The 25046-nt window shown below is 31.3% G+C and carries 18 protein-coding genes, 5 tRNA genes and 3 other annotated features; of the genes, 13 read left to right on the top strand and 10 right to left on the bottom strand.

What is annotated here, in order from left to right; genetic code table 11:
* Positions 1-39: 39 nt before the first annotated feature.
* The 5 genes from CKL_RS15590 to CKL_RS15570 all read right to left on the bottom strand — a co-directional run bounded on the left by CKL_RS15590 (position 40) and on the right by CKL_RS15570 (position 436).
* A tRNA-Cys gene (locus tag CKL_RS15590) sits at positions 40-113 on the bottom strand.
* 7 nt (positions 114-120) lie between these two features.
* Positions 121-195: transfer RNA gene (locus CKL_RS15585), tRNA-Gly, on the bottom strand.
* 5 nt (positions 196-200) lie between these two features.
* Positions 201-276, bottom strand: a tRNA-Phe gene (locus CKL_RS15580).
* Between the two features lie 3 nt (positions 277-279).
* A tRNA-Asp gene (locus tag CKL_RS15575) sits at positions 280-356 on the bottom strand.
* A 4-nt stretch (positions 357-360) separates the two neighbouring features.
* A tRNA-Val gene (locus CKL_RS15570) sits at positions 361-436 on the bottom strand.
* A gap of 258 nt (positions 437-694) precedes the next feature.
* On the opposite strand from CKL_RS15570, the gene ytxC reads away from it, so the two are divergent.
* From ytxC to CKL_RS15530, 8 genes are all read left to right on the top strand, one after another.
* Positions 695-1594 carry a putative sporulation protein YtxC gene (gene ytxC / locus CKL_RS15565; RefSeq protein ID WP_012103542.1) on the top strand — a complete coding sequence of 300 codons (900 nt, stop codon included), beginning with the start codon at positions 695-697 and terminating at the stop codon, positions 1592-1594.
* A 67-nt stretch (positions 1595-1661) separates the two neighbouring features.
* Positions 1662-1899, top strand: a binding site (T-box leader).
* Positions 1900-2192: 293 nt separating this feature from the next.
* Positions 2193-4106: a threonine--tRNA ligase gene (gene thrS, locus CKL_RS15560; protein WP_012103541.1), complete on the top strand. Its 1914-nt coding sequence runs from the start codon at positions 2193-2195 to the stop codon at positions 4104-4106.
* A gap of 66 nt (positions 4107-4172) precedes the next feature.
* Positions 4173-4308: a sequence feature (ribosomal protein L20 leader region), on the top strand.
* A gap of 53 nt (positions 4309-4361) precedes the next feature.
* Positions 4362-4559, top strand: coding sequence for a 50S ribosomal protein L35 (rpmI, locus tag CKL_RS15555; RefSeq protein WP_012103540.1), 198 nt, complete (start codon positions 4362-4364; stop codon positions 4557-4559).
* A gap of 29 nt (positions 4560-4588) precedes the next feature.
* Positions 4589-4948, top strand: a complete 360-nt coding sequence (rplT, locus tag CKL_RS15550; RefSeq protein WP_012103539.1) for a 50S ribosomal protein L20 — start codon at positions 4589-4591, stop codon at positions 4946-4948.
* A 136-nt stretch (positions 4949-5084) separates the two neighbouring features.
* Complete coding sequence (locus CKL_RS15545; RefSeq protein WP_012103538.1) at positions 5085-5885, top strand: TrmH family RNA methyltransferase; 801 nt, start codon at positions 5085-5087, stop codon at positions 5883-5885.
* 49 nt (positions 5886-5934) lie between these two features.
* Positions 5935-6188 (top strand) — a binding site (T-box leader).
* A gap of 59 nt (positions 6189-6247) precedes the next feature.
* Positions 6248-7267 (top strand): phenylalanine--tRNA ligase subunit alpha, encoded by a 1020-nt coding sequence (pheS, locus tag CKL_RS15540; RefSeq protein WP_012103537.1) that lies wholly within the window; start codon positions 6248-6250, stop codon positions 7265-7267.
* A 52-nt stretch (positions 7268-7319) separates the two neighbouring features.
* The gene (pheT, locus tag CKL_RS15535; protein ID WP_012103536.1) at positions 7320-9698 is read left to right on the top strand and encodes a phenylalanine--tRNA ligase subunit beta; all 2379 of its coding nucleotides are present in this window, start codon (positions 7320-7322) and stop codon (positions 9696-9698) included.
* A 195-nt stretch (positions 9699-9893) separates the two neighbouring features.
* Positions 9894-10496: a cell division protein ZapA gene (locus tag CKL_RS15530; protein WP_012103535.1), complete on the top strand. Its 603-nt coding sequence runs from the start codon at positions 9894-9896 to the stop codon at positions 10494-10496.
* A 50-nt stretch (positions 10497-10546) separates the two neighbouring features.
* Here CKL_RS15530 and CKL_RS15525 read toward each other — a convergent pair whose 3' ends face one another.
* Together CKL_RS15525 and CKL_RS15520 are read right to left on the bottom strand one after the other, a co-directional pair.
* Positions 10547-11098 carry a DUF4489 domain-containing protein gene (locus CKL_RS15525; RefSeq protein ID WP_012103534.1) on the bottom strand — a complete coding sequence of 184 codons (552 nt, stop codon included), beginning with the start codon at positions 11096-11098 and terminating at the stop codon, positions 10547-10549.
* A gap of 140 nt (positions 11099-11238) precedes the next feature.
* Entirely contained in the window at positions 11239-12015 is a 777-nt protein-coding gene (locus tag CKL_RS15520) for a hypothetical protein (protein ID WP_012103533.1), read from the bottom strand.
* A gap of 146 nt (positions 12016-12161) precedes the next feature.
* Here CKL_RS15520 and CKL_RS15515 point away from each other — a divergent pair, with 146 nt between their 5' ends.
* The gene (locus CKL_RS15515; RefSeq protein ID WP_012103532.1) at positions 12162-13631 is read left to right on the top strand and encodes a hypothetical protein; all 1470 of its coding nucleotides are present in this window, start codon (positions 12162-12164) and stop codon (positions 13629-13631) included.
* Positions 13632-13851: 220 nt separating this feature from the next.
* Here CKL_RS15515 and CKL_RS15510 read toward each other — a convergent pair whose 3' ends face one another.
* Positions 13852-14700, bottom strand: coding sequence for a hypothetical protein (locus CKL_RS15510; RefSeq protein WP_012103531.1), 849 nt, complete (start codon positions 14698-14700; stop codon positions 13852-13854).
* Between the two features lie 316 nt (positions 14701-15016).
* Positions 15017-15814 (bottom strand): CsxC family protein, encoded by a 798-nt coding sequence (locus tag CKL_RS15505; RefSeq protein ID WP_012103530.1) that lies wholly within the window; start codon positions 15812-15814, stop codon positions 15017-15019.
* Positions 15815-16169: 355 nt separating this feature from the next.
* Between CKL_RS15505 and CKL_RS15500 the strand changes: the two genes are divergently transcribed.
* The 3 genes from CKL_RS15500 to CKL_RS15490 are packed head-to-tail and all read left to right on the top strand — an operon-like array spanning position 16170 to position 21405.
* The gene (locus CKL_RS15500) at positions 16170-18527 is read left to right on the top strand and encodes a U32 family peptidase (protein WP_012103529.1); all 2358 of its coding nucleotides are present in this window, start codon (positions 16170-16172) and stop codon (positions 18525-18527) included.
* Between the two features lie 36 nt (positions 18528-18563).
* Complete coding sequence (locus CKL_RS15495) at positions 18564-20924, top strand: endonuclease MutS2 (protein WP_012103528.1); 2361 nt, start codon at positions 18564-18566, stop codon at positions 20922-20924.
* 19 nt (positions 20925-20943) lie between these two features.
* Positions 20944-21405 carry a 2-thiouracil desulfurase family protein gene (locus tag CKL_RS15490; protein WP_012103527.1) on the top strand — a complete coding sequence of 154 codons (462 nt, stop codon included), beginning with the start codon at positions 20944-20946 and terminating at the stop codon, positions 21403-21405.
* 173 nt (positions 21406-21578) lie between these two features.
* On the opposite strand, the gene CKL_RS15485 is transcribed toward CKL_RS15490, so the two are convergent.
* On the bottom strand, positions 21579-23039 hold the full coding sequence (locus tag CKL_RS15485; RefSeq protein ID WP_012103526.1) for an aminotransferase class I/II-fold pyridoxal phosphate-dependent enzyme: 1461 nt from the start codon (positions 23037-23039) through the stop codon (positions 21579-21581).
* Positions 23040-23310: 271 nt separating this feature from the next.
* On the opposite strand from CKL_RS15485, the gene CKL_RS15480 reads away from it, so the two are divergent.
* Positions 23311-25038, top strand: coding sequence for a phospho-sugar mutase (locus CKL_RS15480; RefSeq protein WP_012103525.1), 1728 nt, complete (start codon positions 23311-23313; stop codon positions 25036-25038).
* Positions 25039-25046: the final 8 nt, after the last annotated feature.

The following is a 25046-nucleotide window of genomic DNA, read 5'->3' as shown; positions in this document are numbered from 1 at the left end:
TTATTATATAGGCTGCTTTTTAAACCATTGTTATATAATTGGAGGCGCCACCCAGATTTGAACTGGGGATAAAGGTTTTGCAGACCTCTGCCTTACCACTTGGCTATAGCGCCATATTGTTGGAGCGGAAGACGGGATTTGAACCCGCGACGTTCACCTTGGCAAGGTGACGCTCTACCACTGAGCCACTCCCGCAAAACTGGTGGCCAGACCAGGAATCGAACCAGGGACACGAGGATTTTCAGTCCTCTGCTCTACCGACTGAGCTATCTGGCCAAATGGCGACCCAGAAGGGACTTGAACCCTCGACCTCCGGCGTGACAGGCCGGCACTCTAACCAGCTGAGCCACTGGGCCGTAATGGTGGGCACAACAGGGCTCGAACCTGTGACCCTCTGCTTGTAAGGCAGATGCTCTCCCAGCTGAGCTATGCGCCCGTAAAACTTTTGTTACGTGACAAATAATATTATATATTCACATCTACATATTGTCAATACTTTATTATAATTTTTTAATATATTACTAAAATCAGAAGTTATATTAAAAAATTGGATGAATTTCATCTATGAAAGTTAGGCAATCTCTTAATATAATATGATTTAATCTTAAAAATTATTACTGTCGATATTTGACAGCAGAAAATTGAATAGAGATTTTGTTTAGACATATACTACTTTGGAAGGGAGTGTGAATAAATGCTGTTGTTAACCATAGTATATAACAAAGAAAGAGATCGTATAATGCAGGGAATAAGAGAGATAAAAGAATATTTTAAACACAAAGATATACTTATTGGAATATATGAAAGTATTGAGTGTAATACTCACTTCCTTAAAATATTTTGTGATAGAGAAATTAACAATAAACTTAACAATATATTTGATATACATGCTGCCACTATTATATATAACATAATAATAGATGAATTTTGTAAAAAGGATATGGCAGCCTTTTTATCTGACGCATACTTTTTTTTGAGATATGAAGAATTAGAAGGAATTAAAAAAGAGGGTTTAAAAGTATTGAGGGGAGAAATGGAAATCAAAGATGAAGATTCTATTTATTATATAAATAAAAAAAATGATATAATAGATAAAATATGCGGATGTATAAATGAAAATAGGGAAATAAATATAGAGGGATTTATAACCTTTAGAATGAAAGAACTTCTAGAGGATTTAGAAACAATTATTGATCGGGTAGTAGAAAAATACATGGCCGAAAAAGAATATAATGAGTTTATAAAGCTTTTAAAATATTTTGTAGAAATTCAGGAAAGCAAAATGAACTATTTGAATATAATTATCTCAAATGATGGAAAATACATTATAAATAATGAGCAGGAAGAGGATATAACAGATAGTTTTTTTAAAGACTTAACGGAATTAAAATATAATGACAATACCGATTTAGATGATATTCTAATAAGTGCACTTATAACGAATTCACCTGAAAATATAGTAATACATTGTGCCCATAATTGTAAGAACAAAGAATTAATAGATACTATAAAAAATGTTTTTACACATAGGGTTAAATTTTGTGATGATTGCAAAACTTGCAGGCTTATAAAAAATAATTTAAACAGGGTATAGAATATAAAAACTTCTATTTTTATATTGACATAATAATTTTAGAATAATATAATGATTGAAAATAGAAATAAAGACTATGAAGAGGAAAGTAGATAGATTATTTGCTTTAAGAGAGAAGGATTGTAAGCTGAAATATCCTTCAAGTAAAATTTATTAAAGACCACCTTGGAGTTGTATACTGAAATTTAGTAAGTATTTCCGTTAGCCTGCGTTAAGGATATAGAGATGGTAGCATTTAAGATATACTTTATATAAAGTGTGGTGCTATTAATTTGGGTGGAACCACGGTAAAACTCGTCCCATTGTTTTAGGGAAGAGTTTTTTTATTTGCTCAATTTTATTTATCCGAAGGCTGCAATTAGCTAACACCCCCATCTTCTTTAAAGTGGGGGATAAGCACTGCTACGCCCCTGGATAAGTTCTTCCCCTAAAGGATAACGTATTCTAAGTTCTAAAAACACTAAGAATACTGTTAATAAAGTTCAGATGGAGAAAGGCATTCCTTACAAGCAAACTCCACCTAAACCTAAGAATCACTTGATATAATAATTTATTCAAAAGTTAAAATACAAAAGGGCTGTTTGAAGGAGGAATAAGTGTGATAAAAATAAGTTTAAAAAATGGTAAAGAAATAGAAGTGGAAAAAGGACTAAAAGTAATTGATATTGCAGCAAAACTAAGTATTTCTTTATCCAAAAAGGCATTGGGAGCTGTAGTAGATGGTAAAGTTGTAGAACTCAATTATAAAATTAATAAAGATTGTAAAGTTGAAATCTTAACCTTTGAGGATGAGGAAGGAAAGAAGATATTGAGACATACAGCTTCTCATATACTTGCCCAAGCCATAAAGAGATTATATCCAGAAGTTAAGCTTGCTATAGGACCAGCCATAGATTCAGGATTTTATTACGATGTGGATGCTGAATTTTCCTTTACTCCTGAATTGCTTGAAAAAATCGAAGGTAAAATGAATGAAATAATTAAGGAAAATATAAAATTGGAAAGATTTGAACTTCCAAGAGAAGAAGCTATAAAGTTTATGGAAGAGAAGAATGAACCCTACAAAGTGGAATTAATAAAAGATTTACCAGAGGATTCAATAATATCTTTCTATAAACAGGGTGATTTTGTAGATCTCTGTGCAGGTCCTCATGTACCTTCTACAGGAAGAGCTAAAGCTGTAAAGCTCCTTTCTATAGCAGGGGCTTACTGGAGGGGAAATGAAAATAATAAAATGCTTCAAAGAATATATGGTACTGTATTTGAAAAGAAAAGTGATCTTCAGGATTATCTTAAATTAATGGAAGAGGCGAAAAAAAGGGATCATAGAAAATTAGGCAAAGAATTGGATTTATTCAGTATACATGAAGAAGGACCAGGATTTCCGTTCTTTCATCCAAAGGGAATGGTAATTAGAAATACCCTGCAAAATTTTTGGAGAGAAATGCACTACAAGGCAGATTACAGCGAAATAATGACTCCCATCATATTAAATGAGGAATTATGGCATAGATCAGGACACTGGGATCATTATAAGGAAAATATGTATTTTACTAAAATAGATGATGGAAATTATGCTATAAAACCTATGAATTGTCCAGGGTCAATACTTGTGTACAAAAATGATATAAGATCCTATAGGGATCTTCCTAAAAGATATGCTGAAATGGGTGTAGTTCACAGACATGAGAAATCCGGTGCACTACATGGTCTTATGAGAGTACGATGTTTTACTCAGGATGATGCTCATATATTTGTTACTAAGGATGATATTGCAGATGAAATAATAAAGGTAATAGATCTTATAGATAATTTTTATAAAATATTTGGTTTTGAGTATTTTGTTGAACTTTCCACAAGGCCTGAGGATTCTATGGGAAGTGATGAAGATTGGGAAGCTGCAACAGAGGGATTGAAAAATGCATTGAAAATGGTAGGACTTGACTATAAGATTAATGAGGGAGATGGAGCTTTTTATGGTCCTAAAATAGATTTTCACTTAAAGGATTGCATAGGAAGAACCTGGCAGTGTGGAACTGTGCAGTTGGATTTTCAGATGCCTGAAAAATTTGATCTAAATTATATAGGGGCAGATGGGGAAAAGCACAGGCCTGTTATGATACACAGGGTAGTATTTGGATCTATAGAAAGATTTATAGGTATTCTCATAGAACATTATGCAGGAGCATTCCCTGCATGGATTGCTCCTGTGCAGGTTCAGGTTATGAATATTACCGATGCCCAGGCAGATTATGTGGCAGAAGTAGCTAAGACGTTGAAAGAAAATAATATACGAGTGGAATGTGATATTAGAAATGAAAAAATAGGATATAAAATAAGAGAAGCACAGATGCATAAGGTTCCTTACATGATTATTTTAGGGGATAAGGAAATGAAAGATAAAAATATATCTGTAAGAAGTAGAAAAGAAGGGGATATAGGAGCTATGTCCTTGGAAGATTTTATATTAAAGCTTAAAGAAGAAATAGATAAAAAAATAAGTCATGTATAATTGGATTTTTTAGAAAATGCCAAAAATTATACATTGACTGCAGTCGATAAAAATAGTATAATGTAAAACGTTAAGAAGAAACAGCCGTTTCTCACCTTACAGCAAAGCTAGTAAGGTTGTGTTTATAAGAATTTTTTATTATAAAGATTCTTTGCTATGGGATGTATTTAAGAGCGGCTTTAGGCCGCTTTTTTTATGTGTAACAATAAGTTTATTTATAAGTAGGAAAAGCATCATTGAGAGGAGGAATTTATTATGCCAAAAATGAAGACTAAAAAAAGTGTGGCTAAAAGATTTAAACTTACGGGAACAGGTAAATTAAAGAGAGCACAAGCTTTTAAAAGTCATATATTGACAAAGAAGAGTAGAAAGACTAAAAGAAATCTTAGAAAAACAGCATATGTTTCAGAGACTCAGGAGAAAGTAATGAAAAAACTATTACCTTATGTGTAACTGAATAATTCTAAAAGGAGGTTTTTATTATGGCAAGAGTAAAAAGGGCGGTAAATGCCCGTAAACATCATAGAAAAATATTAAAACTTGCAAAGGGCTATTATGGCGGTAAGAGTAAATTATTTAAAACTGCTAACGAAAGTGTTATAAGGGCTTTAAGAAATGCTTATGTGGGAAGAAAGCTAAAGAAAAGGGATTTTAGAAAACTTTGGATAGTAAGAATAAATGCTGCAGCTAGAATAAATGGGTTGTCTTATTCTAAATTTATGAACGGAATAAAAACTGCAGGTATTAATATAAATAGAAAAATGCTTTCAGAAATAGCTATAAATGATCCTAAAACATTTACTGAATTAGTTCAAGTAGCCAAAGCACAGTTAAATGTATAAATTTAGAATCACGTAAAATAAGTGGAGCAAGGTTTTGCTGCACTTATTTTTATCCCACAAGTCTTATATGGAGAATATGTCTCTATAGCAAATTCAACTGAATTTAAGGGTTATTTAATAATATGGAGAGGGTCATATGGATATAATTAGAAGTAAGGATAATTTGCATATAAAAGAAGCCAAAAAATTAAAAGAAAAAAAATATAGAATTCGAAGGAAAGAATTCATAATAGAAGGTTTTAGGTTTGTAAAGGAAGCTATTAATTCTGAATTTTATATATCTCAAATATTTTTAAGTGAGTATTTTACAAATAGAGAAGAAAGATTTTTTCTGGAAAGAAATAATAAAGTGAAATGTCCTATATATTTTGTTACAGATGAGATACTGAGAAGCATAAGTTGTACAGAAAATCCCCAGGGAATAATCGCCGTGGTAAAAAACAAAGAGTTAAATATTAAAGATGAGCAGGGATTTTATATTTTGGCAGATAGAATACAAGATCCAGGAAATATGGGGACTATAATAAGAAGTGCCCACGCTTCAGGAGCGCTGGGTATTATAACTACTAAAGGAACAGTAGATGTATATAATGAAAAAACCCTGAGGGCCACCATGGGATCTATATTTTATATACCTATAATTCAGGATGAAAATCTTGAGAAGGTAAGCACTTTAAGGCAAATGGGTTTTAAGTTAATATCCAGTTCTCTTGATTCAGATATTAATTTTTATGATATGGACTTAAGGGGGAAAATTATAATTGCAATAGGAAATGAAGGTAATGGACTTTTACAAGATGTGAAGAAAATTTCAGATATAGAAGTGAACATTCCCATGCCTGGGAATGCTGAATCCTTAAATGCAGCTGTGGCAGCTTCCATAATGATGTTTGAAGTAGTTAGGCAAAAGTTGAATTCACATGTTGACAATATGTAAATGTGTATGTAAAATTTAAAGGTATAAGTAGAAATTAAATATCATATTTTAGAATACTGTGAAAGAGAGAGTAGATATACGAAAGTTTTTTAGAGAGAAAAAGTTATGGCTGAGAGCTTTTTTAAAATGGAAGTATATTGAAGTTCGCTCTGGAGTACTTGCTGTGAAATTAAAGTATCTTTCAATCAATAATAAGCTAAAGATATCAAGTAGCAGCTAAGCGGGAAATACCGATAAATATACAAAGAGGATATTATTTTTAATGTCAATTTGGGTGGTAACGCGGATTAGTTCGTCCCTTAGGGGAGGGGCTTTTTTTATTTTTAAATTTGTTATTATTTTTAGAAGGAGGAGTATTTAAGATGAGAAAAAAATTAGAACAGATAAAGGAAAATGCATTTAAAGAATTACAAGATAAGAGAAAAGATTTAGATATAGAAAGTATAAGAATCAAATATTTAGGTAAAAAAGGTGAACTGACTCATATATTGAGAGGCATGAAAGAACTTTCCAAAGAGGAAAGACCAATTATAGGAAAACTTGCTAATGATATTAGAACTGCTCTTGAAAATGCAATAGAGGAAGCTTCCCAAAGAATAAAATCTAGTGAAAGAGAATCAAGAGTTAAAGGTGAAACTATTGATATTACTATGCCGGGAATAAAGCAGAATATAGGAAGACGTCATCCTTTAGAACAAGTTCTTGAGGATATGAAGGAAATATTTGTTTCCATGGGATTTACCATAGAAGAAGGGCCTGAAGTAGAGCTGGACTATTATAATTTTGAGGCTCTTAATATACCTAAGAATCATCCAGCCAGAGGAGAGCAGGACACTTTCTATATAAATGATAATTTAGTTTTAAGAACTCAAACTTCTCCTACACAGATAAGAACTATGGAAAAACAAAAACCACCAATAAAAATGATATCTCCAGGGAAGGTTTACCGTTCGGATTCGGTAGATGCCACTCATTCTCCCATATTTTATCAGATGGAGGGACTTGTAGTTGACAAAGGTATAACTTTTGCAGATTTAAAAGGTACCCTTGAACTATTTGCCAGAAAAATGTTTGGAGATGAAATGAAAACAAAGTTCAGACCACATCATTTTCCTTTTACAGAACCCTCTGCAGAAATGGACGCTACCTGCTTTGTATGTAATGGAGAAGGTTGCAGAGTATGTAAGGGAGAAGGGTGGATAGAGCTTTTGGGTTGTGGTATGGTTCATCCTCAGGTTTTAAGAAATTGTAACATAGATCCTGAAGTATATAGTGGATTTGCCTTTGGTATGGGGGTAGATAGAATGGTTATGTTGAAGTATGGAATAGATGATATAAGAAATATGTATGAAAGTGATATGAGGTTTCTAAATCAATTTTAACATGTAGATTAATAGTAAGGAGTAATTATACTTTAGAGAGGAGATTTTTATTATGAAAGTTCCAGTAACATGGTTAAAAGATTATGTAGATATAAATATTACAGGTAAGGAGTTGGGGGATAGACTGACTTTAAGCGGTTCAAAGGTAGAAGAGGTAGTTACAACAGGAGAAGACATAAAAAATGTAGTTACAGGTAAATTAATAAAAATAGAAAATCACCCCGGAGCAGATAATTTGTTTGTATGTCAGGTGGATGTAGGAAAGGAAGAGCCACTGCAAATTATAACGGCGGCTAAGAATATGAAAGAAAAAGATGTAATTCCCGTAGCATTACATGATTCCATCATTTATGGAGGAGTAAAAATAAAAAAGGGAAAGCTTAGAGGACTTGTATCAAACGGTATGTTCTGTTCTGAGGAGGAGCTTGGAATAGCAGGAGATAAACAGATTGAGGGACTTATGATTTTACCGGGGGATACTCCTATTGGAAAAGACATAAAAGAGGTATTAAACATGACAAGTTCCATATTGGATCTTGAAATAACTTCCAATAGGCCCGATTGCTTAAGTATTTTGGGAATAGTCAGGGAAACTGCGGCAACTTTAAATGAAACCTATAGATTGCCTGAATTTAAATATAGCTCTTCTTCTGATGGAAATATACAAGACAAATTAAAAGTTGAAATAAAAGATGGACTTTGTAGAAGATATATAGCAAGAGGAATAGAAGATGTAAAAATAAAGCCTTCTCCTTCATGGATGGAAGAAAGACTACTAGAGGCAGGAGTAAGACCTATAAATAACATAGTAGATATAACAAACTTTGTGATGTTGGAAATGGGCATACCTATGCATGCCTATGATATAAGGGAAATAACTTCAGGAAGTATAGTGGTTGAAAGGGCAGGAGAAGGAGAAAAATTTATTACGCTTGATAGTGAAGAGAGAATATTGGATAAAGACATACTTACTATAAAAGATGGGAATAGAACTATAGGAATTGCAGGAATAATGGGAGGACTTAATTCTGAAATCAGAGAGGATACTTCTTCAGTTGTTTTTGAGTGTGCTAATTTTAACGGAACTAACATAAGAATTTCTTCTCAAAAATTAGCCCTTAGAACAGAAGCTTCCTCCAGGTTTGAAAAAGATTTGGATCCTAATTTGGCTGAAATGGCTATGGATAGAGCCTGCTATTTAATAGAAATGCTTGGCTGCGGAAGGGTAATGGAAGGTACCATAGATGTATATAATGAAAAAGTTTATCCTCATAGTTTAGAGGTTGATTGTAATTGGATAAACAAATTCCTTGGAACCAACATACCGAAGGAAAATATGGTGGAATATTTAAATAGGCTGGCATTGAGGACAGAAATAGATGAGGATACTTTAAAAATAGAGGTTCCAACTTTTCGTGGAGATATAAATATAAAAGAAGATGTGGCGGAGGAAATAGCAAGAATATATGGCTATGACAATATACCTTCCACTATAATAAAAAGTGCAAGTACAAAAGGAGGAAAAAATGAAAAACAAAAATTAGATGATAAAGTGATAGAAACAATGATTTCAAGTGGATTCAGTCAATCTATAAACTATTCTTTCATTAGTAGAAAAGTATTTGATAAAATACTTTTAACAGAAGATAGTTCTCTTAGAAATGCAGTAATTATAAAAAATCCTCTGGGAGAAGATTATAGTATAATGAGGACTACCACATTATCTTCAATGATGGAATGTCTGAGCAGAAATTACTCTAGAAAAAATGAAATGGTAAGATTATTTGAAATAGGAAAAGTATATATTCCTCATGAAGATACGGATAAACTTCCTAAGGAAAAGAATATCATAACCATAGGCATGTATGGCAGTTCAGATTATTTTAATTTAAAAGGGGCTGTAGAAAATATACTGGAAATTTTAAAAATAGAGAGATTTTCTTTTCAAAGAGAGAGTGAAAATCCAAGTTTTCATCCGGGAAGAACTGCACTGCTCTATATAAAAAAAGACTTAGTGGGAATATTAGGAGAAATACATCCCAAGGTCTGTGAAAATTATGAGGTTGAAGAAAGATGTTACATAGCAGAACTTAATTTAGATATACTATATAGGTATGCCAATTCCTATAATAAATACACTCCTCTTCCTAAATTTCCATCGGTTACCAGGGATTTGGCAGTGTTGGTAGATGATGATATATTGGTACAGGATATAGAGGATATTATAAAAAAACAAGGCGGAAATATGGTAGAAAAAATAAAATTCTTTGATATTTATAAAGGAAAACAAATAGAGGCGGGTAAAAAGAGCATAGCCTACTCCATATCTTATAGACTTTCAAATAAAACACTTACTGATGCTGAAGTTAACAAAGTCCACGATAAAATATTGAAAGCCCTAGAATACAAACTGGGAGCACAGCTTAGATAAGGTGATTTTTATGGCTTAGATTGAAATTAATATTTTTCTTTTTCTAGGCCTTAAAACATGCTTTTTATTGTATATTATGGTATAATCTATATAGAAATATATGGAATTTTTAAATAATATATTTAATATGTAATGGATTTATGATAAAATATCCCTATGGGTTTAGAAAACATCATGATCTGAGAGGGTGTTTAAATGAATGTAGTGACAGTTTTTATAAATGGAATTGAATATAATTTAAAGGGAGACGAACAAGAGGAATATTTACATAAGGTTGCCAGTTATGTAGACAAAAAAATAAAGGATGTATTGAGAAATAATAGTAAGTTAAGCACTTCCTCAGCTGCTGTTTTATCTGCAATTAACGTAGCAGATGATATGTTAAAAACGCAAAAGATCAATCATGAGTTGTTGAAAGAATTGGATAAAATGAGGGAAATTGAGAAATCCAACAGGGAACAGATTGATTTTTTAAAAGAAGAGCTTAGTTCTTTAGAGGAAATTAACATGGAGTTTAAAATTAAACTTGAAAATAGTAGTGACAGCAAGAGCATAAATAAGAAAGAACGTCAGATTAACAAATTGCAGGAAGAACTGAAGGTTGCGAAAGAATCAACTCAAAAATATATCAATGAAAATAGAAAACTTATGTCACAAAACAAAGAATTGAAATTTCAAGTACAATCGGAAAAATATAAGGTAATAGATCTTCAACATAAATTAATAGAAAATGAAATAAGTCTGGTAAAGGAAAAAAAACAGAAAAACCCTCTTTTAAATAATGATGGAGTAAAATAAAAAAACTCAAGGCTCGTTACCTTGAGTTATAATAATTTAATATGCACAAATTAACAGCATGAACTGGATCCACATGTAGCTACTGCTCCTAGAGTTGCATTGTTGATAGCAAGGGTACCAACGGTAACTGCGCTGGTAACAGTGGCAACTACAGTATAGGTACAGCAGCAATCATTGCAGCAGGTATCATTGCAGTCACATACGAAAAATGAGAATGTCTGGCTAGTTAGCAATGCTACTAAGTTAAATGCAAATGCAGGTCCTACAGGGGTAGGTGTAATTTGATTACCGCACTGTTTAAATACTTGAATGTTTAAAGAACCGGTAAAAGCAACAGCTGCTACAAGATTACTTGCAAATTCAAGCTTGATGCAAGGATCTTTTAACTTGCAGGTATTTAATGTTAGTGTAGCAAGGGTAAAAGTAGTACCCAGGACAGTAGCTGCAGGTAGTGTAATTGAATTAGGACAACCGCATTTTACAATAGTTTGACACTCATGTTCTTGTTTTTTATTGCAAGGATCATATTGACCTTTGCCACAAGGGTCATATTGACCTCTGTTACAAGGATCACAATCATAATATCTTGACATAGAGTTCATAAAAGAAATCCTCCTTTTTATATTAAAGTTAAAATATATTAGAGCAAAAATGGCTTACGAGTATATATTGATAATTTTGTCATTAGTCTCTACTATAATATATGATTTCCAGAAAAAAAGGTGATCACATATAAAAAAACTTAAAGTATTTCAGTGGAATCCTCATCGCTATCATAGTAAGGGAATAATGGTTCTAAGTTTTGATCAGGATAAAATTTAGGAACAGGAGTCCTTTCGAATATTTCGCATGGATTTTCTTCGGATTCTTCACATGGCTCATCTGGAATTGGACAGTAGCTGTAAGCTGGAATGAGCAATTGCACAATAAGTTCACACTTTACAATAATGTAGTACCCTAAGGTAATATCCAAAACAAAATTTCCTGAAGAATCTTCTACTAATTCACCATCCAAAGCATCTGCAACCATTTCCAGTTTGATAATATTTGAATCCATATCTTTAGGGTAAGCAGCAGGTGTAAAGTTACCGGAAGTCTCGGCTATTGAATCTGGACAGTAAAACTTTCCAATTACATCTGTTCTATTGATTTCATAAAATTCGGTTTTATTTACATTATTACAATCAATGTAATCCGCGTAGAAAGAAATAACATAAGAAATAATAACTTTTTTGAAACCTTCATTCCTTTTAATTGGAATCCTATCTACAGAAATTAACTTTATATTAAAATCTCTACTTCCAAGATATCTCTTAGGATCAGCAAGAGCATTACTTCTCAATTCACAATCTGTTTTATTTGTATCAGGTCCTTCATTATATACAAGACATCTTTTAATTAGGCATTGATCAAATACTTTAGGTACCTCAATACAAACCAACTCAGAAGGATCAGGTAAACGTCCTTGTTTGTTTACAAGACCAGGACGCGGTACAAATTTATTAAAGTTGATGGACATAAATTCTCCTCCTTTTAAATATTTATTTTCAAAAAAATATGCAATCCTACACTGATATAGTATGCTTCATTATTTATAGTTGTGATTTTAGTAATACATTTTATAAAGATTTTATAAAATATAAATAGGGGGAGGTGAAAAATATTATGATAAATAAATACCCATGGATATTTATAAATAATAAGAAGGAAGTATGGAAATTCTATTTGAATAGTAATGGTGAATTAATGTATAAAATAATGTATGAAAAAGAAAAATGGACTGAAGAAAAAGTTATTGATACAGGAATAATTGAATTCGCAATATGTGTAGAAGATGAATTAATTCATATATTATATGTCAATAAAAGAAATGAAGTAAAATACTGCAGGAGAAAAGAGGAAAAGTGGATTGGAGAAAGAGTTTATAGCATAAGAAAAGATAATTTTCAAGTGCAGGATTTGAAAGCTGTGATTTTACAAGGCAAAATGCATTTATTTTATTTATTGGCTGCAGTAGATGGAAGTAAACGGGGAATTTTAAAGCACTGTCTTTGGGATGGCAAGAAAATAAAACTGTATACTATTCAATATATAGTTTTATCAGATAAAGTTAATAGATATTATGAAATACAATTAAATAAAAAAAGTTACATCGATGTGTTTTTTATTTCAAATAGAGGTGATGAATTATCCTTAAATTATTGTACTTACAAACATTCTTGGACTGAAGCTAAAAGGCTCTATGGAGTTCAATGTGATAATATAATATTTAAAGTATTAAATACAAATTATGCTTATAATATAGTTAATAAAATTAAAGAGGGAGCCATATATTCTCTGGAACATGTCCGTATTGAAGAAAATGTCAGTATGAAAAAATATCAAATTTACAAGGGCAGTATAGAACCTGTTGAACCGATTATGTTTTATATAGATGAGAAGATGTTTACTTGCTGGCATGAAGGAGGTCGTATTTTTTGTTCTGAATATAAGTTTGGCAAATGGGAAGTTCCAGTTAAATTTAATAAAAATTTAAGAGAACCCATTAAGTCATATAATTTTTTAAATATGGGAAATACAAGTGGATCACATATAGTTTATGGTACAGAAGATATAGATTTATGTGTTTTTACCTTTGAAGAGTTAGTTGAAAATTATATATCCGCAGTAGAAGAAGAAAAATTATCAAGTGACTCTAGTGTTGGGGCTGAAGATAAAGGTATTGAAGAAATAAAAGATAAGTTTAAAAGAATATGTTATGAAAATAGTCTTCTTAAAGAAAAAATTGATTCATTTAGTGTTAATATGAAAAAGAAAAAATTTATTGTACAGGAATATGAAGATAAAATCAATAGAATACTTGAAGAAAAAAAGAAATTGAAGGAACATTGTAATTTTTTTATGGAAGTTAAACAAAATGTTCAAAAGGAATTGGATGAAACAAAAAATGAATTGGAAAAGCAGAGAATGTTTAATAATAATATTAAAAATGATCTAAATAAAAAAAGTAAAGATAATAAACTTCTTAAGGAAAAAATAGATTCTTTAATAGAAGAGAATGCTAGACTTAAAGAAGAATTGGATTTTGAGAGAAGTCAATCCTTAGTGACAAAATTATTTAGAAAGAAGGAGTAATTTAATGTGCTCCTTCTTTAGATTATGTCATATTTATAGGATTAGGTAATAACTTTGGTATAGAGGGTTTTGGTTTATATGTCTACAAGTATACTTGATAATTTATAAATACATATTGTATATAGGGCTTTTACTTTTAAGTCTACATATTTTTAGAGATTGTGTAATTATGGAAATATGTGGGCAAAGATACAGGAATCATTTTATCTTTAAGAGTAATTCATTTATATTCTTCTCCATTATCTTCTAGATATTCATCTTCATATTCCTCTGGGTATTCATCTTCATATTCCTCTTCCTCTTCGTCTATTCCTGAGCCTGGAGCTCTGTCAGGAAATAATGGTTTTAAGTTTTGATCTGGATAAAATTTAGGTACTGGGGCTTTAATAAATTTATCACATAAATTTTCTTCAGGTTCAGGTGCACATGGCTCCTTAGGCACTGGACAGTAACTATAAGCAGGTATTAACAGCTGTACTACTATTTGACACTTAACTATAATATAATAACCTAAGGTGATATCTAGATATTTTCTGTCATTGCATTCAGTTAATACTCCCTGAAGTGCTTCTGCTACCATTTCAAGTTTTATGATGTTTGTATCACAGTCATTTAAGTTATTGGAATTAACAGAGCTGTTAGATGCTTTAGACAATGAGTCAGGACAGTAGAAGCTTCCAATTATATCTTTTCTATTAATTTCGAAAAGCTCGCATCTGTTTACTGCATTACAGTCAATATAGTCTGCATAAAAGGATATAACGTAACAAATAATTATTTTTTTAAATCCAGTTTTCCCTATAATAGGGATTTGTTCTACGGATTTTAATGTAATTTTGAAATCTCTGCAGCCTGCAAATATTTTTGGTTCATCTAAGGGATTACTCCTTAATTCACAGTCTGAGGTGTCTGTATCAGGACCTTCATTATAAAAAAGGCATCTTTTAATTAAACACTGGTCAAAAACTTTAGGCACCTCAATACAAACTAATTCTGATGGGTCCGGCAGGCAGCCTTGCTTATTTACAAGTCCAGGACGTGGTGTGAAATTATTAAAGTTTATTGACATAGTTTTCCTCCTTTTAAGAAGTATACAATATTTACATTATATATTATGCTTAAAAATCATAGGTGTGATTTTTTTATAATAAATAATGATTCAACAATAAGGTATTTACTTCCCTATTAAATAGAATTTATTCGAAAAATAATTAGCCTTGAATTTTATTTTTTAATATATTACCCACATCACTATCCTTTGTGTATGTAATTATCAAGTGATTTAGAAGTAAGAATCACCTTAATATTATAATATGCATTAATAGTATATTTTGTTAACTTCAATAAGAGCTAGTTTTAAAAACTAGCCCCTATTTTTATAAACATTATTTTTTTTGCTTTAATTCATCAATTGGAAAATTCCAGTCTGAATCCAATGTAGGGTATGATTTTCTAACTTGTCTTTTAACACCCTGCTTGGAAGTATTTCTAGCACAGTTGTTAGAACCATCCAAGTATGAAACTTGTTGTTTCTGTAATAGTTTCAAGCATAAATATACAACTGATTTGTCAGTAAATTCTTCAAATTCCTCTTCATTGATAAATCCTTCAATTGGAATACCTCTGTCATCAATATCTGCATCAAAAACTGCAGACCATTCTAGTTCACAAAAAATAGGTTCATTAAAAATTTCAATATTGGATCTATCTGCTTCTCTTATATTTTTTCCTTTTCTTTTATTATCAAAATACCTAGCTACTCTAGGAGGAAGGTTTGGAGAAACCTTTGGGAAATTTTCAAATTTCACTTCAGTATAAGCTTTGAATGGAACGTGAACAGTAGTATCTTTAATACTTCCCCCTATTCCTGATTCAGTAGTACATTCTCTTACAGCATATTCTATATTTTTTCTTATATAACCTTCGATAAATACTTTATTAGTTGGTGCAATATATCTGCATTGAGTTAAGAATATCTGCTTTTCTATTCTCTTTATTTCATAAGAAGGCTCATTTAGTCTTATTTTTGACTCTGAATCTATTTGAATCACAAGTTCTGCAAGAACTTTTGGAACTTTGTATTCTCCTTGTGGCCATGGATAATTAGTAGCAGGCACAAGTGTATCTGCATTTATAATTCTAGCATTACAGGTAGAATCACAAGAAAAGTTAGTGTTTTCCATTTTATTATCTCCTTTTTTAAAAAAGTTAAGGATAATAATGTTGTTTTATATCCTAGTACATACTATTCTAAAATAAAAAAAATGTACACATAAAATCCACAAATTATATTTAGAGGATGTCATATTTATCTGATTCAGTATGTAAGTTTATTGTGTGATGCCATTATTTTGTGGTACTATAAATAAGAATTTATCCGACTTTATGAGTAAACTCCACTTGGATCTAGGAATTACCTGATCTGAAGCCGCAATTAGCTAGTGCTTCAGCTTCTTTAAAGAATATAATAATTACCACAATCATAAATTGTGAACTGTAAATCGTGAATTATGAATTAATATATAGGGAGATAGATTTATGAAAAAAATAGAGTTGTTAGCTCCTGCGGGAAATATAGAAAGCTTATATGCTGCGGTTCAAGCAGGAGCAAATGCAGTTTATTTAGGGGGAGATAGATTTTCTGCCAGGGCTTATGCTCATAATTTTGATGATGATTCTATGAGAGGTGCAGTGAAATATTGTCATCTATATAATGTAAAAATCTATGTAACCATGAACACCATAATGAAAGAAGAAGAATTGAACAAAGCTTGTGAGTATGCAAAATTTTTATATGATATAGGAGTAGATGCTCTTATAATACAGGATATTGGCTTTTTTCATATACTGAAGGAGAATATACCGGACTTTGAAATCCATGCTTCTACTCAGATGACAGTACATAATGGAGAGGCTGCACTTTTTTTAAGTAATATGGGATTTAAGAGAATAGTGCTTTCAAGAGAACTCTCTTTAAAGGAGATAAGACATATATCTAAAGAACTTGGAATAGAGACGGAAATATTTATACACGGTGCCCTTTGTGTATGTTATTCAGGACAGTGTCTTATGAGTAGTGTTATTGGTGGAAGAAGCGGAAATAGAGGAAGGTGTGCCCAACCCTGTAGACTTCCCTATAAAATAGTAAATAAAAAAGAAAGTACTGAAAAAAGTGGATATCTTTTAAGTCCCAAGGATATGTGTACTATTGAAGATATGCATGAAATAATAGAAAGTGGTGCATCCTCCTTAAAAATTGAAGGAAGAATGAAAAGGCCTGAATATGTAGCTGGAGTTGTGACAGAATATAAAAATGCAATTGAAAATTTTTATGATAATTTTTCTTCCCTGCGTAATGATATATGTATAAACAGGGATACACAAAAAAAACTTTTACAATTATTCAATAGAGAAGGTTTTTCCAAGGCTTATCTATATGGGAATACGGGAAAAGACATGATGGCATATTCCTTTCCTAAAAATACTGGAATTAAAATAGGAAGGGCAGAAAATGATAAAACTATTTTTTTATGTGAAGATATATCTTTAAATGATGGAGTGAGAGCTGGAAATGAAGGTTTTACTGTTTCCAAGATAATTAAACATGAGCAGGAAGTAAATAGAGCTTATAAAGGGGAAAGGGTAAAAATTATACCGGCTAAATATAATAGTGGAAGTATAATATATAAAACTTCCGATTTTGAACAGCTAACACAATTACAAAATATATATAATAATCCCTATGGGAAAAAATTTGGTCTGAATTTGAAAGTAGAATTTCAGAAGGGAAAACCTATTGTACTCTGTACTAATTTTAAGGGCAAAGATTTTAAAGTAGAGGGAGAAAAGGTTTTAGAAGCACTAAAACAACCTCTGAGTAAAGATAGAATATGTAAAAGTATAAATAAAACAGGAGATAACATATTTCAATTTGATAATATAGAATTTGAAAGTTTTGAGGAAGGGTTTTTACCTATATCGGATATAAATCAAATTAGAAGAAAACTTTTAAATCAGATTGAAAAATATATATTAAGTATAGATAGAAAAAATAATGGCTTAAATAGTATATTTTTAAAAAGAAAATTTAATGAAATTTGTCTTCCTGAAAAAATGGTAGTTGTAAATAGCAGTGAGCAGCTAGAAGCCGCCCTTGAAATGGAGTTTAATCATATATGCATAAATCCATTTCAAAGAAATGAAGACATTAATTTAGGAAGTATTAAAGTTGATAAAATATATATTAAAATACCTAATATAATAAGAATGGAATTTGATTATATAGAAGAATTTATAAATAAAAATTTAAGTAGAATACGGGGAATAGTTACAGGGAATCTAGGTATAATAAGTAAATTTTCTAATAAAATACAGATTTTTGGCGATTATAAATTGAATATAACAAATAATTATGCTTTGGAGGTTTATAACACGTTTACCAATGGAAATTGCTTGAGTGTGGAATTAAATAGAAATGAGATAAAAAAATTTATTTCAAATAGTAATTTTAGAAGCCAGATACTAGTATATGGAAAAATAGAGGCTATGGTTAGTGAATACTGCGCTATAGGAAGTATTTTTGGAGGCAAATCTAGTTGTAAAAATTGTAATAAAGTCTGTGAAGAAGGAGACTTCTTACTTGTAGACAGGAAGAAAAAAGGATTTACAGTAAAAACAGATAAATTCTGCAGAAGTTACATATACAATACAGTACCTGTTAATTTAATTTCAAATATAAAAGATTTAAGAAATATGGGTATCAATTCTTTTAGAGTCGATTTTATTGACGAAAATTATAAAAGGACAAAGGAAATACTAAAATATTTTAAAGAAGAACAGTTTAAAGGCGATTTTAGTAAATTTACAAGATCACATTATAGAAATGGAGTAGAATAGATATAACTTTAGCCTTGAAAGGAAGGATAAATTTAAATGAATGAAAAATCACTAAGGATTTTAGAATTTTATAAAGTAAAAGATGAATTAAAGAAGTATACAAATACTAATGCAGCTAAGGATTTGGTGGATAATTTAAAGCCCTATGATAATATACATGATGTAAGAGAACATTTGGAAGAGACTGAAGAGGCATTAAAACTCATTATATCCAGGGGAAATCCTCCCTTTGATGGAGTTTACGATGTGAGACAGGGTGTAAAAATGGCACAAAAAGGTTCTATACTTATGCCAGCACAAATTTTTAGAATAGGAGCTATTTTAAAAGCTTCCAGGAGATTTGAAAAATATATAAAGGCAAAGGGGGAAGGTGAAGGTTTCAGAATTATAGAAGATATTTGTCAGGGCATTGTTTTATTAAAGGGTTTAGAAGATAAAATTTTTATCTCCATAGAAAGTGAAGATGAAATATCAGACAGGGCTAGTTCTCTTCTGTATAACATCAGAAAGAGCATTAGGGATAAAAATGCTTCTGTAAGAGATAAGGTAAACTCACTTATAAGGAATTATTCTTCTTATTTACAGGATAATTTGTATACTATAAGAGGAGATAGATATGTACTGCCGGTAAGGGCAGAAAATAAGGCTTTAGTACCGGGGCTTGTTCACGATCAAAGTTCCAGTGGTTCAACGCTGTATATAGAACCTATGGCTCTTGTGAATTTAAATAATGAAATAAAAGAATTGAAGTTAAAAGAGAAAGCTGAGATAGATAGAATATTATATGAACTATCCAAGGAAATACATGACAATATAGTTGTGATTAAAAACAATGCAGATATAATATGGGAGTTGGATTTTATATTTGCTAAAGCTAAATTTGGAAGTGAATTAAATGGTAACATCCCTATAGTGAATGATAATTGTATAATAGATATAGTAGAGGGAAGACATCCTCTTATAGATAGAAAAACAGTAGTACCTATGGATGTATATATGGGTAAGGATTTTACTTGTCTTGTTATAACAGGCCCCAATACTGGAGGAAAAACTGTAGCCCTTAAAACTATGGGACTTTTACACATTATGGCTCTAAGTGGGCTTATGATACCTGCCAGGGAAAATTCAACTGTAGGATTTTTTACAGAGATATTTGCAGATATTGGGGATGAACAGAGTATAGAGCAGAACTTATCTACTTTTTCTTCTCATATGACCAACATAATTAATATAATAAATAATTCTGATGAAAAGTCTTTAATATTATTTGATGAATTGGGGGCTGGTACCGACCCTACAGAAGGAGCGGCACTTGCGGTATCCATACTGGAAAATTTGAAAGATAGAGGTTCTATGATAGTTGCTACAACTCATTACAGTGAATTGAAAGCTTATGCCTTAAAAAGTAATGGAGTAGAAAATGCTTCAGTAGAATTTGATGTGGATACTTTAAAACCTACATATAAACTTATGATAGGGATACCTGGAAAATCAAATGCCTTTGAAATATCAAAAAGACTTGGATTGCCTGAATTTATAATAAAAGCTGCAAGAGAGAATATAGCCAGTGAAGCTTTAAAGTTTGAAGATTTGATTCAAAGTCTTCAGGAAAAAAGGATAAAGGCTGAAAATTATTTTAGAGAAGCAGAGATTTTAAAAAGAGAAGCAGCTAAAATAAAAGAAAAATATGAACAGAAAGCTATTAGATTGCAAGAGGTAAGGGATAAATCCATTACAGAAGCCCATAGAAAAGCCAGAGAAATAATAAGAGAATCCAAAGAAGAGGCAGATAGAATTCTGAAGGACATAAGGGAATTAGAAAAGATGGGATATAGTTCTTCTGTAAAACATGAATTAGAAGAACGTAGAAAAATGCTTAAAGATAAGCTGGAAAATGTTGAAGAAAATTTATATAAAGCTAAAAGTGAAGATGGTCAGCGGCTTAAATCTGTGAAAGAAGGCGAAGAAGTATTTATTCCATCACTGAATCAAAAGGTGTTGGTATTATCAAAGCCCGATAATAAAGGAGAAGTACAAGTTCAGGCAGGTATTATGAAAATAAGTGTCAATTTAAAAGAATTAAGGGCACCTAAGGGAAGCACCAAAAACACAGATAAAAAATTGAAAAGAGAAGCTAATTTAAATTTAAGAAGTGTTGCTACGTCAGTGGATTTAAGGGGAATGGATTCTATAGAGGCAGCTTATATTACAGATAAGTATTTAGATGATGCATATGTAGCAGGACTTAAAGAAGTAACTATAATACATGGAAAAGGTACGGGGATATTAAGAAGTTCTATAACAAATATGTTAAAATCTCATTCCCATGTAAAAAACTATAGAATTGGTGAGTATGGTGAAGGTGGCACTGGAGTTACAATAGTAGAATTGAAATAGAGTTGACTAGGAGGAAAAAATGATATTGGTTAGTGCATGTTTGTGTGGAATTAATACTAAATATAATGGAGAAAATAATCTTTCTCAGGGGGTATTAAAACTTATAAGGAAAGAGAAAATGATACCTATATGTCCAGAACAGCTGGGGGGACTTACCACTCCAAGAAAACCCTGTGAAATATGTGGAGGTACAGGAGGCGACGTGTTGGATAGAAAAGCTATTGTAATAACTTCAGATGGAAAAAATGTTACAGATAATTTTTTGAGAGGTGCCTATGAAACTTTAAATCTAGCTAAAGCATTCAATATAAGAAAGGCCATATTAAAATCTAAAAGTCCTTCCTGTGGCTATAATAAAATCTATGATGGTAGTTTTAAGAGAAATATTATAAAAGGAAATGGAGTTACAACAGAACTGCTTATTAAAAACGGAGTAAAGATATATACAGAAGAAGATATATCAAGTGGTTCTAAGGTTTAGATGGAGTTTACTCATAAGTAGTACTTTCTCCATCTGAACCTTATTAACAGTATTCTTAGTGTGTTTAGCACTTAGAATACGTTATCCTTTAGAGGAAGAACTTATAAAGGGGATGCAGCAATGCTTACAACACCCCACTTTGAAGAAGCTTTAACTTTCTAGTAAGTGTTGATTTATAATACTACTTTTATATATTCTACTTCAGGGTCCTCAGTGCCTTGAACATATAATCCAGTGTTCTTTAGTTTTTGTACATAATCTACAATTTCTTTTGTTATCTCTTCTCCAGGACAAAGTATTGGTATTCCGGGAGGATATGCCATTAAGAACTCCCCACTTATCATTCCTATGCTGTTTTTTAGGAGAAGTGGTTTTTTAGGAGAATTAAATGCATCTCTTGGAATTTTTATTTGTTTTGGTATATCAGGAATATCTAAAAAATCGGATTTTTTATTTTCCTTAACATAATATTCCGTACTTATTTCTTTTAATGCATGCAAAAGGGTGTCCATGGCTTCTTTGGTATCTCCAAAAGAACCTACTGCTAAAACATTATATAAATCTGAAAGCTCCATTTGAATATGATATTTATTGGATAAGATCATATCTAAGTCATATCCTGTGATTCCAAGTTCTCTACAGTTTATAGTTATTTTAGTAGGATCAAGGGCTGTGACACCCTCATTTCCTACTATTTCTTCTCCAAAACAGTAAAATCCTTTAATATTATTTATTTCATATCGTACATAATTTGCAAGTTCAATGGATTTATCCAAAAGTTCTTTGCCCCAGAGGGCTATTTGTCTTCGGGCACAATCAAGTGAAGCCATTAAAATATAAGAGGGAGAAGTTGTCTGCAGTAGAGATAAGACCTGATGCACTCTATTTATGTCAATTCGCTCTGAACAGACATGAAGTAGGGAGCATTGGGTTAAGGCACCGATTATTTTATGAGTACTCTGGGCACACATATCGGCACCGGCTTCTATAGCAGACATGGGCAGATTATCATTAAAACCAAGGTGTGGTCCGTGAGCTTCATCTACAATTAAAGGAATATCATAACTGTGCACAATATCTGAAATTTTTTTTATATCTGTAGCTACTCCATAGTAGGTAGGATTTATTATTAAGACAGCTTTGGCATCAGGATGCTTCTTTAGAGTATCCTCTACAGTTTCGGGAGTAACACCTTGTGCAATTCCTACCCTTTTATTCAGGGCCGGCTGCATATATACAGGTATTGCACCGCTTAGTATAATTCCTGCAGTAACAGATTTATGCACATTTCTTGGAATTATTAATTTGTCACCGGAATTTACTACGGACATAATCATTGACTGTATAGCTCCTGATGTACCGTGAATGGAAAAAAAAGCAGCATCAGAACCGTAGGCATCTGCAGCCAATTGCTGAGCTCTTTTTATTGGACCTGTAGGATGGTGAAGGCTATCCACTAGTTTAAATACAGTAACGTCAATTTTAAAGGGGTTTTCTCCTATAAATTGTTTAAATTCATTATCCATTCCCACACCTTTTTTATGTCCTGGCACATGAAAAGGTATGGTGTCCCTGTTTACATATTCCATTAATGCATCAAATAGTGGAGTTTCACTTTGATCTAATCTATACACCTTGATAAAGCACCTTCTTTCATAAAAATATCCCTTTAACTTTAAAAATTAAAGGGTTGGCTACACGTTTAATAAAAACTAATATCATTATATGTTAATTGATCTATAAATTCAATAATATGCAGCTAATTTTTACATAAATAATAGAATGTATTAATAACATATTTATAAATTATGTACATAAAGTAAAATATAATATTATAGGTATTTTTGATTATAAAATTTATAGTATAATAGTAAATGCTAAATATTGCATGTAGGAGGTAAAAATATGTATAGAGAAAAGTATGAATTCTGGTTAAATTCATCTTATTTAGATGATGAGGAAAAATTAGAATTAAAAAATATAAAGGATGAAAAGGAAATAGAAGATAGATTTTATAAAGATTTGGAATTTGGTACGGGAGGTCTTAGGGGAATAATAGGCGTTGGAACTAATAGATTGAACATACATACTATTGGAAAAACCACTGAGGGCTTGTCAAGATACCTTATAGAGGCATATGGCAGTAATATCTCTGTAGCTATAGCCTATGATTGTAGAATAATGTCTGAAGAATTTGCAAAAGCGGCTGCAAGCAATTTATGTGCAAATGGTATAATAGTAAATCTTTTTGGTACACTTCATCCTACTCCAATGCTTTCTTATGCGGTAAGAGAGCTTAAATGCAAAGCAGGTATTGTTATAACCGCATCCCATAATCCTAAAAATTATAACGGATATAAGGTTTATGGAGAAGATGGGGGACAGGTAACAGATAAAATTGCAAATAAAATACTTAGCTATATAAACAATGTGAATGATTTTTCTGAAATAAAGCGTATGGATATAAAAGAAGCAGAGAATAGAAAAATTTTGAACATAATAGGAGAAGATATAGATAAGCCTTATATAGAAAAAGTAAAACAGATGGTTATAAGAAAAGATATGGTATCCTCCTGTGGAAAAAATTTAAATGTAATATACACACCTCTTCATGGAACTGGGAATATACCCGTAAGGAGAGCTCTAAAAGAACTGGGATATGAAAATGTATTTATAGTAAAAGAACAGGAATATCCAGATGGAAATTTTCCTACAGCAGTATGTCCTAATCCAGAAGATCCCAAGGTATTTCAATTGGCTTTAGAGCTTGCCAAAGAATTAAAACCAGATATAATATTTGGAACAGACCCTGATTGTGACAGGATAGGAATCATAGTAAAATATGATGACAATAATTATAGAACACTCACCGGAAATCAGGTGGGAATTCTTTTGACAGAATATATTTTATCCTCACTTAAAGAGTTAAATAGATTACCTGAAAATGGTGTTATAATAAAGACAATAGTAACCACGGAAATGGTAAGAGATATAGCAAAAGATTATAATGTAGGACTTATAGATGTATTGACGGGATTTAAATATATAGGGGAAAAAATAAAGGAATTTGAACAGTGGCAAGATAAGAAGTTTATATTTGGATTTGAAGAAAGTTATGGTTATTTAGCAGGAGATTTTGTAAGGGATAAAGATGCTGTGATTGCGTCTACTTTAATATGTGAAATGGCTTTATATTATAAAATGAAAGGAATAAATATCTACGAGGCCTTAATTAATCTTTACAACAAATATGGATTTTATAAGGAAAATATAATTTCTATAGAACTTAAAGGGAAAGAAGGCTGTGAAGAAATGGACACAATACTTGAATATTTGAGACATTCTATGAAAAGAACGCTGGGAGGAGTAAAAATAGTCAAAAAACTAGACTATAAATTAAGTATTGAAAAAGATCTTGTAAATATAACTGAAAATGTAATACAGCTTCCAAAGTCAAATGTGCTTAAATTTGTTATGGAAGATAAGAGTTGGTTTGTAGTAAGACCTTCAGGAACAGAACCGAAGATAAAACTTTATTTTTCAGTAATAGGAAATAGTTTTAAAGATTCTGAAGAAAAAATGGAAATATTAAAACAAAATGTAATGACTATAATCAAGGATGCAAAGTGTTAATAATAAAA

This window comes from Clostridium kluyveri DSM 555, from assembly GCF_000016505.1.
In the GTDB taxonomy this organism is placed as follows: Bacteria; Bacillota; Clostridia; order Clostridiales; family Clostridiaceae; genus Clostridium_B; species Clostridium_B kluyveri.
Note: the sequence above shows the minus strand (reverse complement) of the source record. Positions and strands in the feature narration are given on the sequence as shown.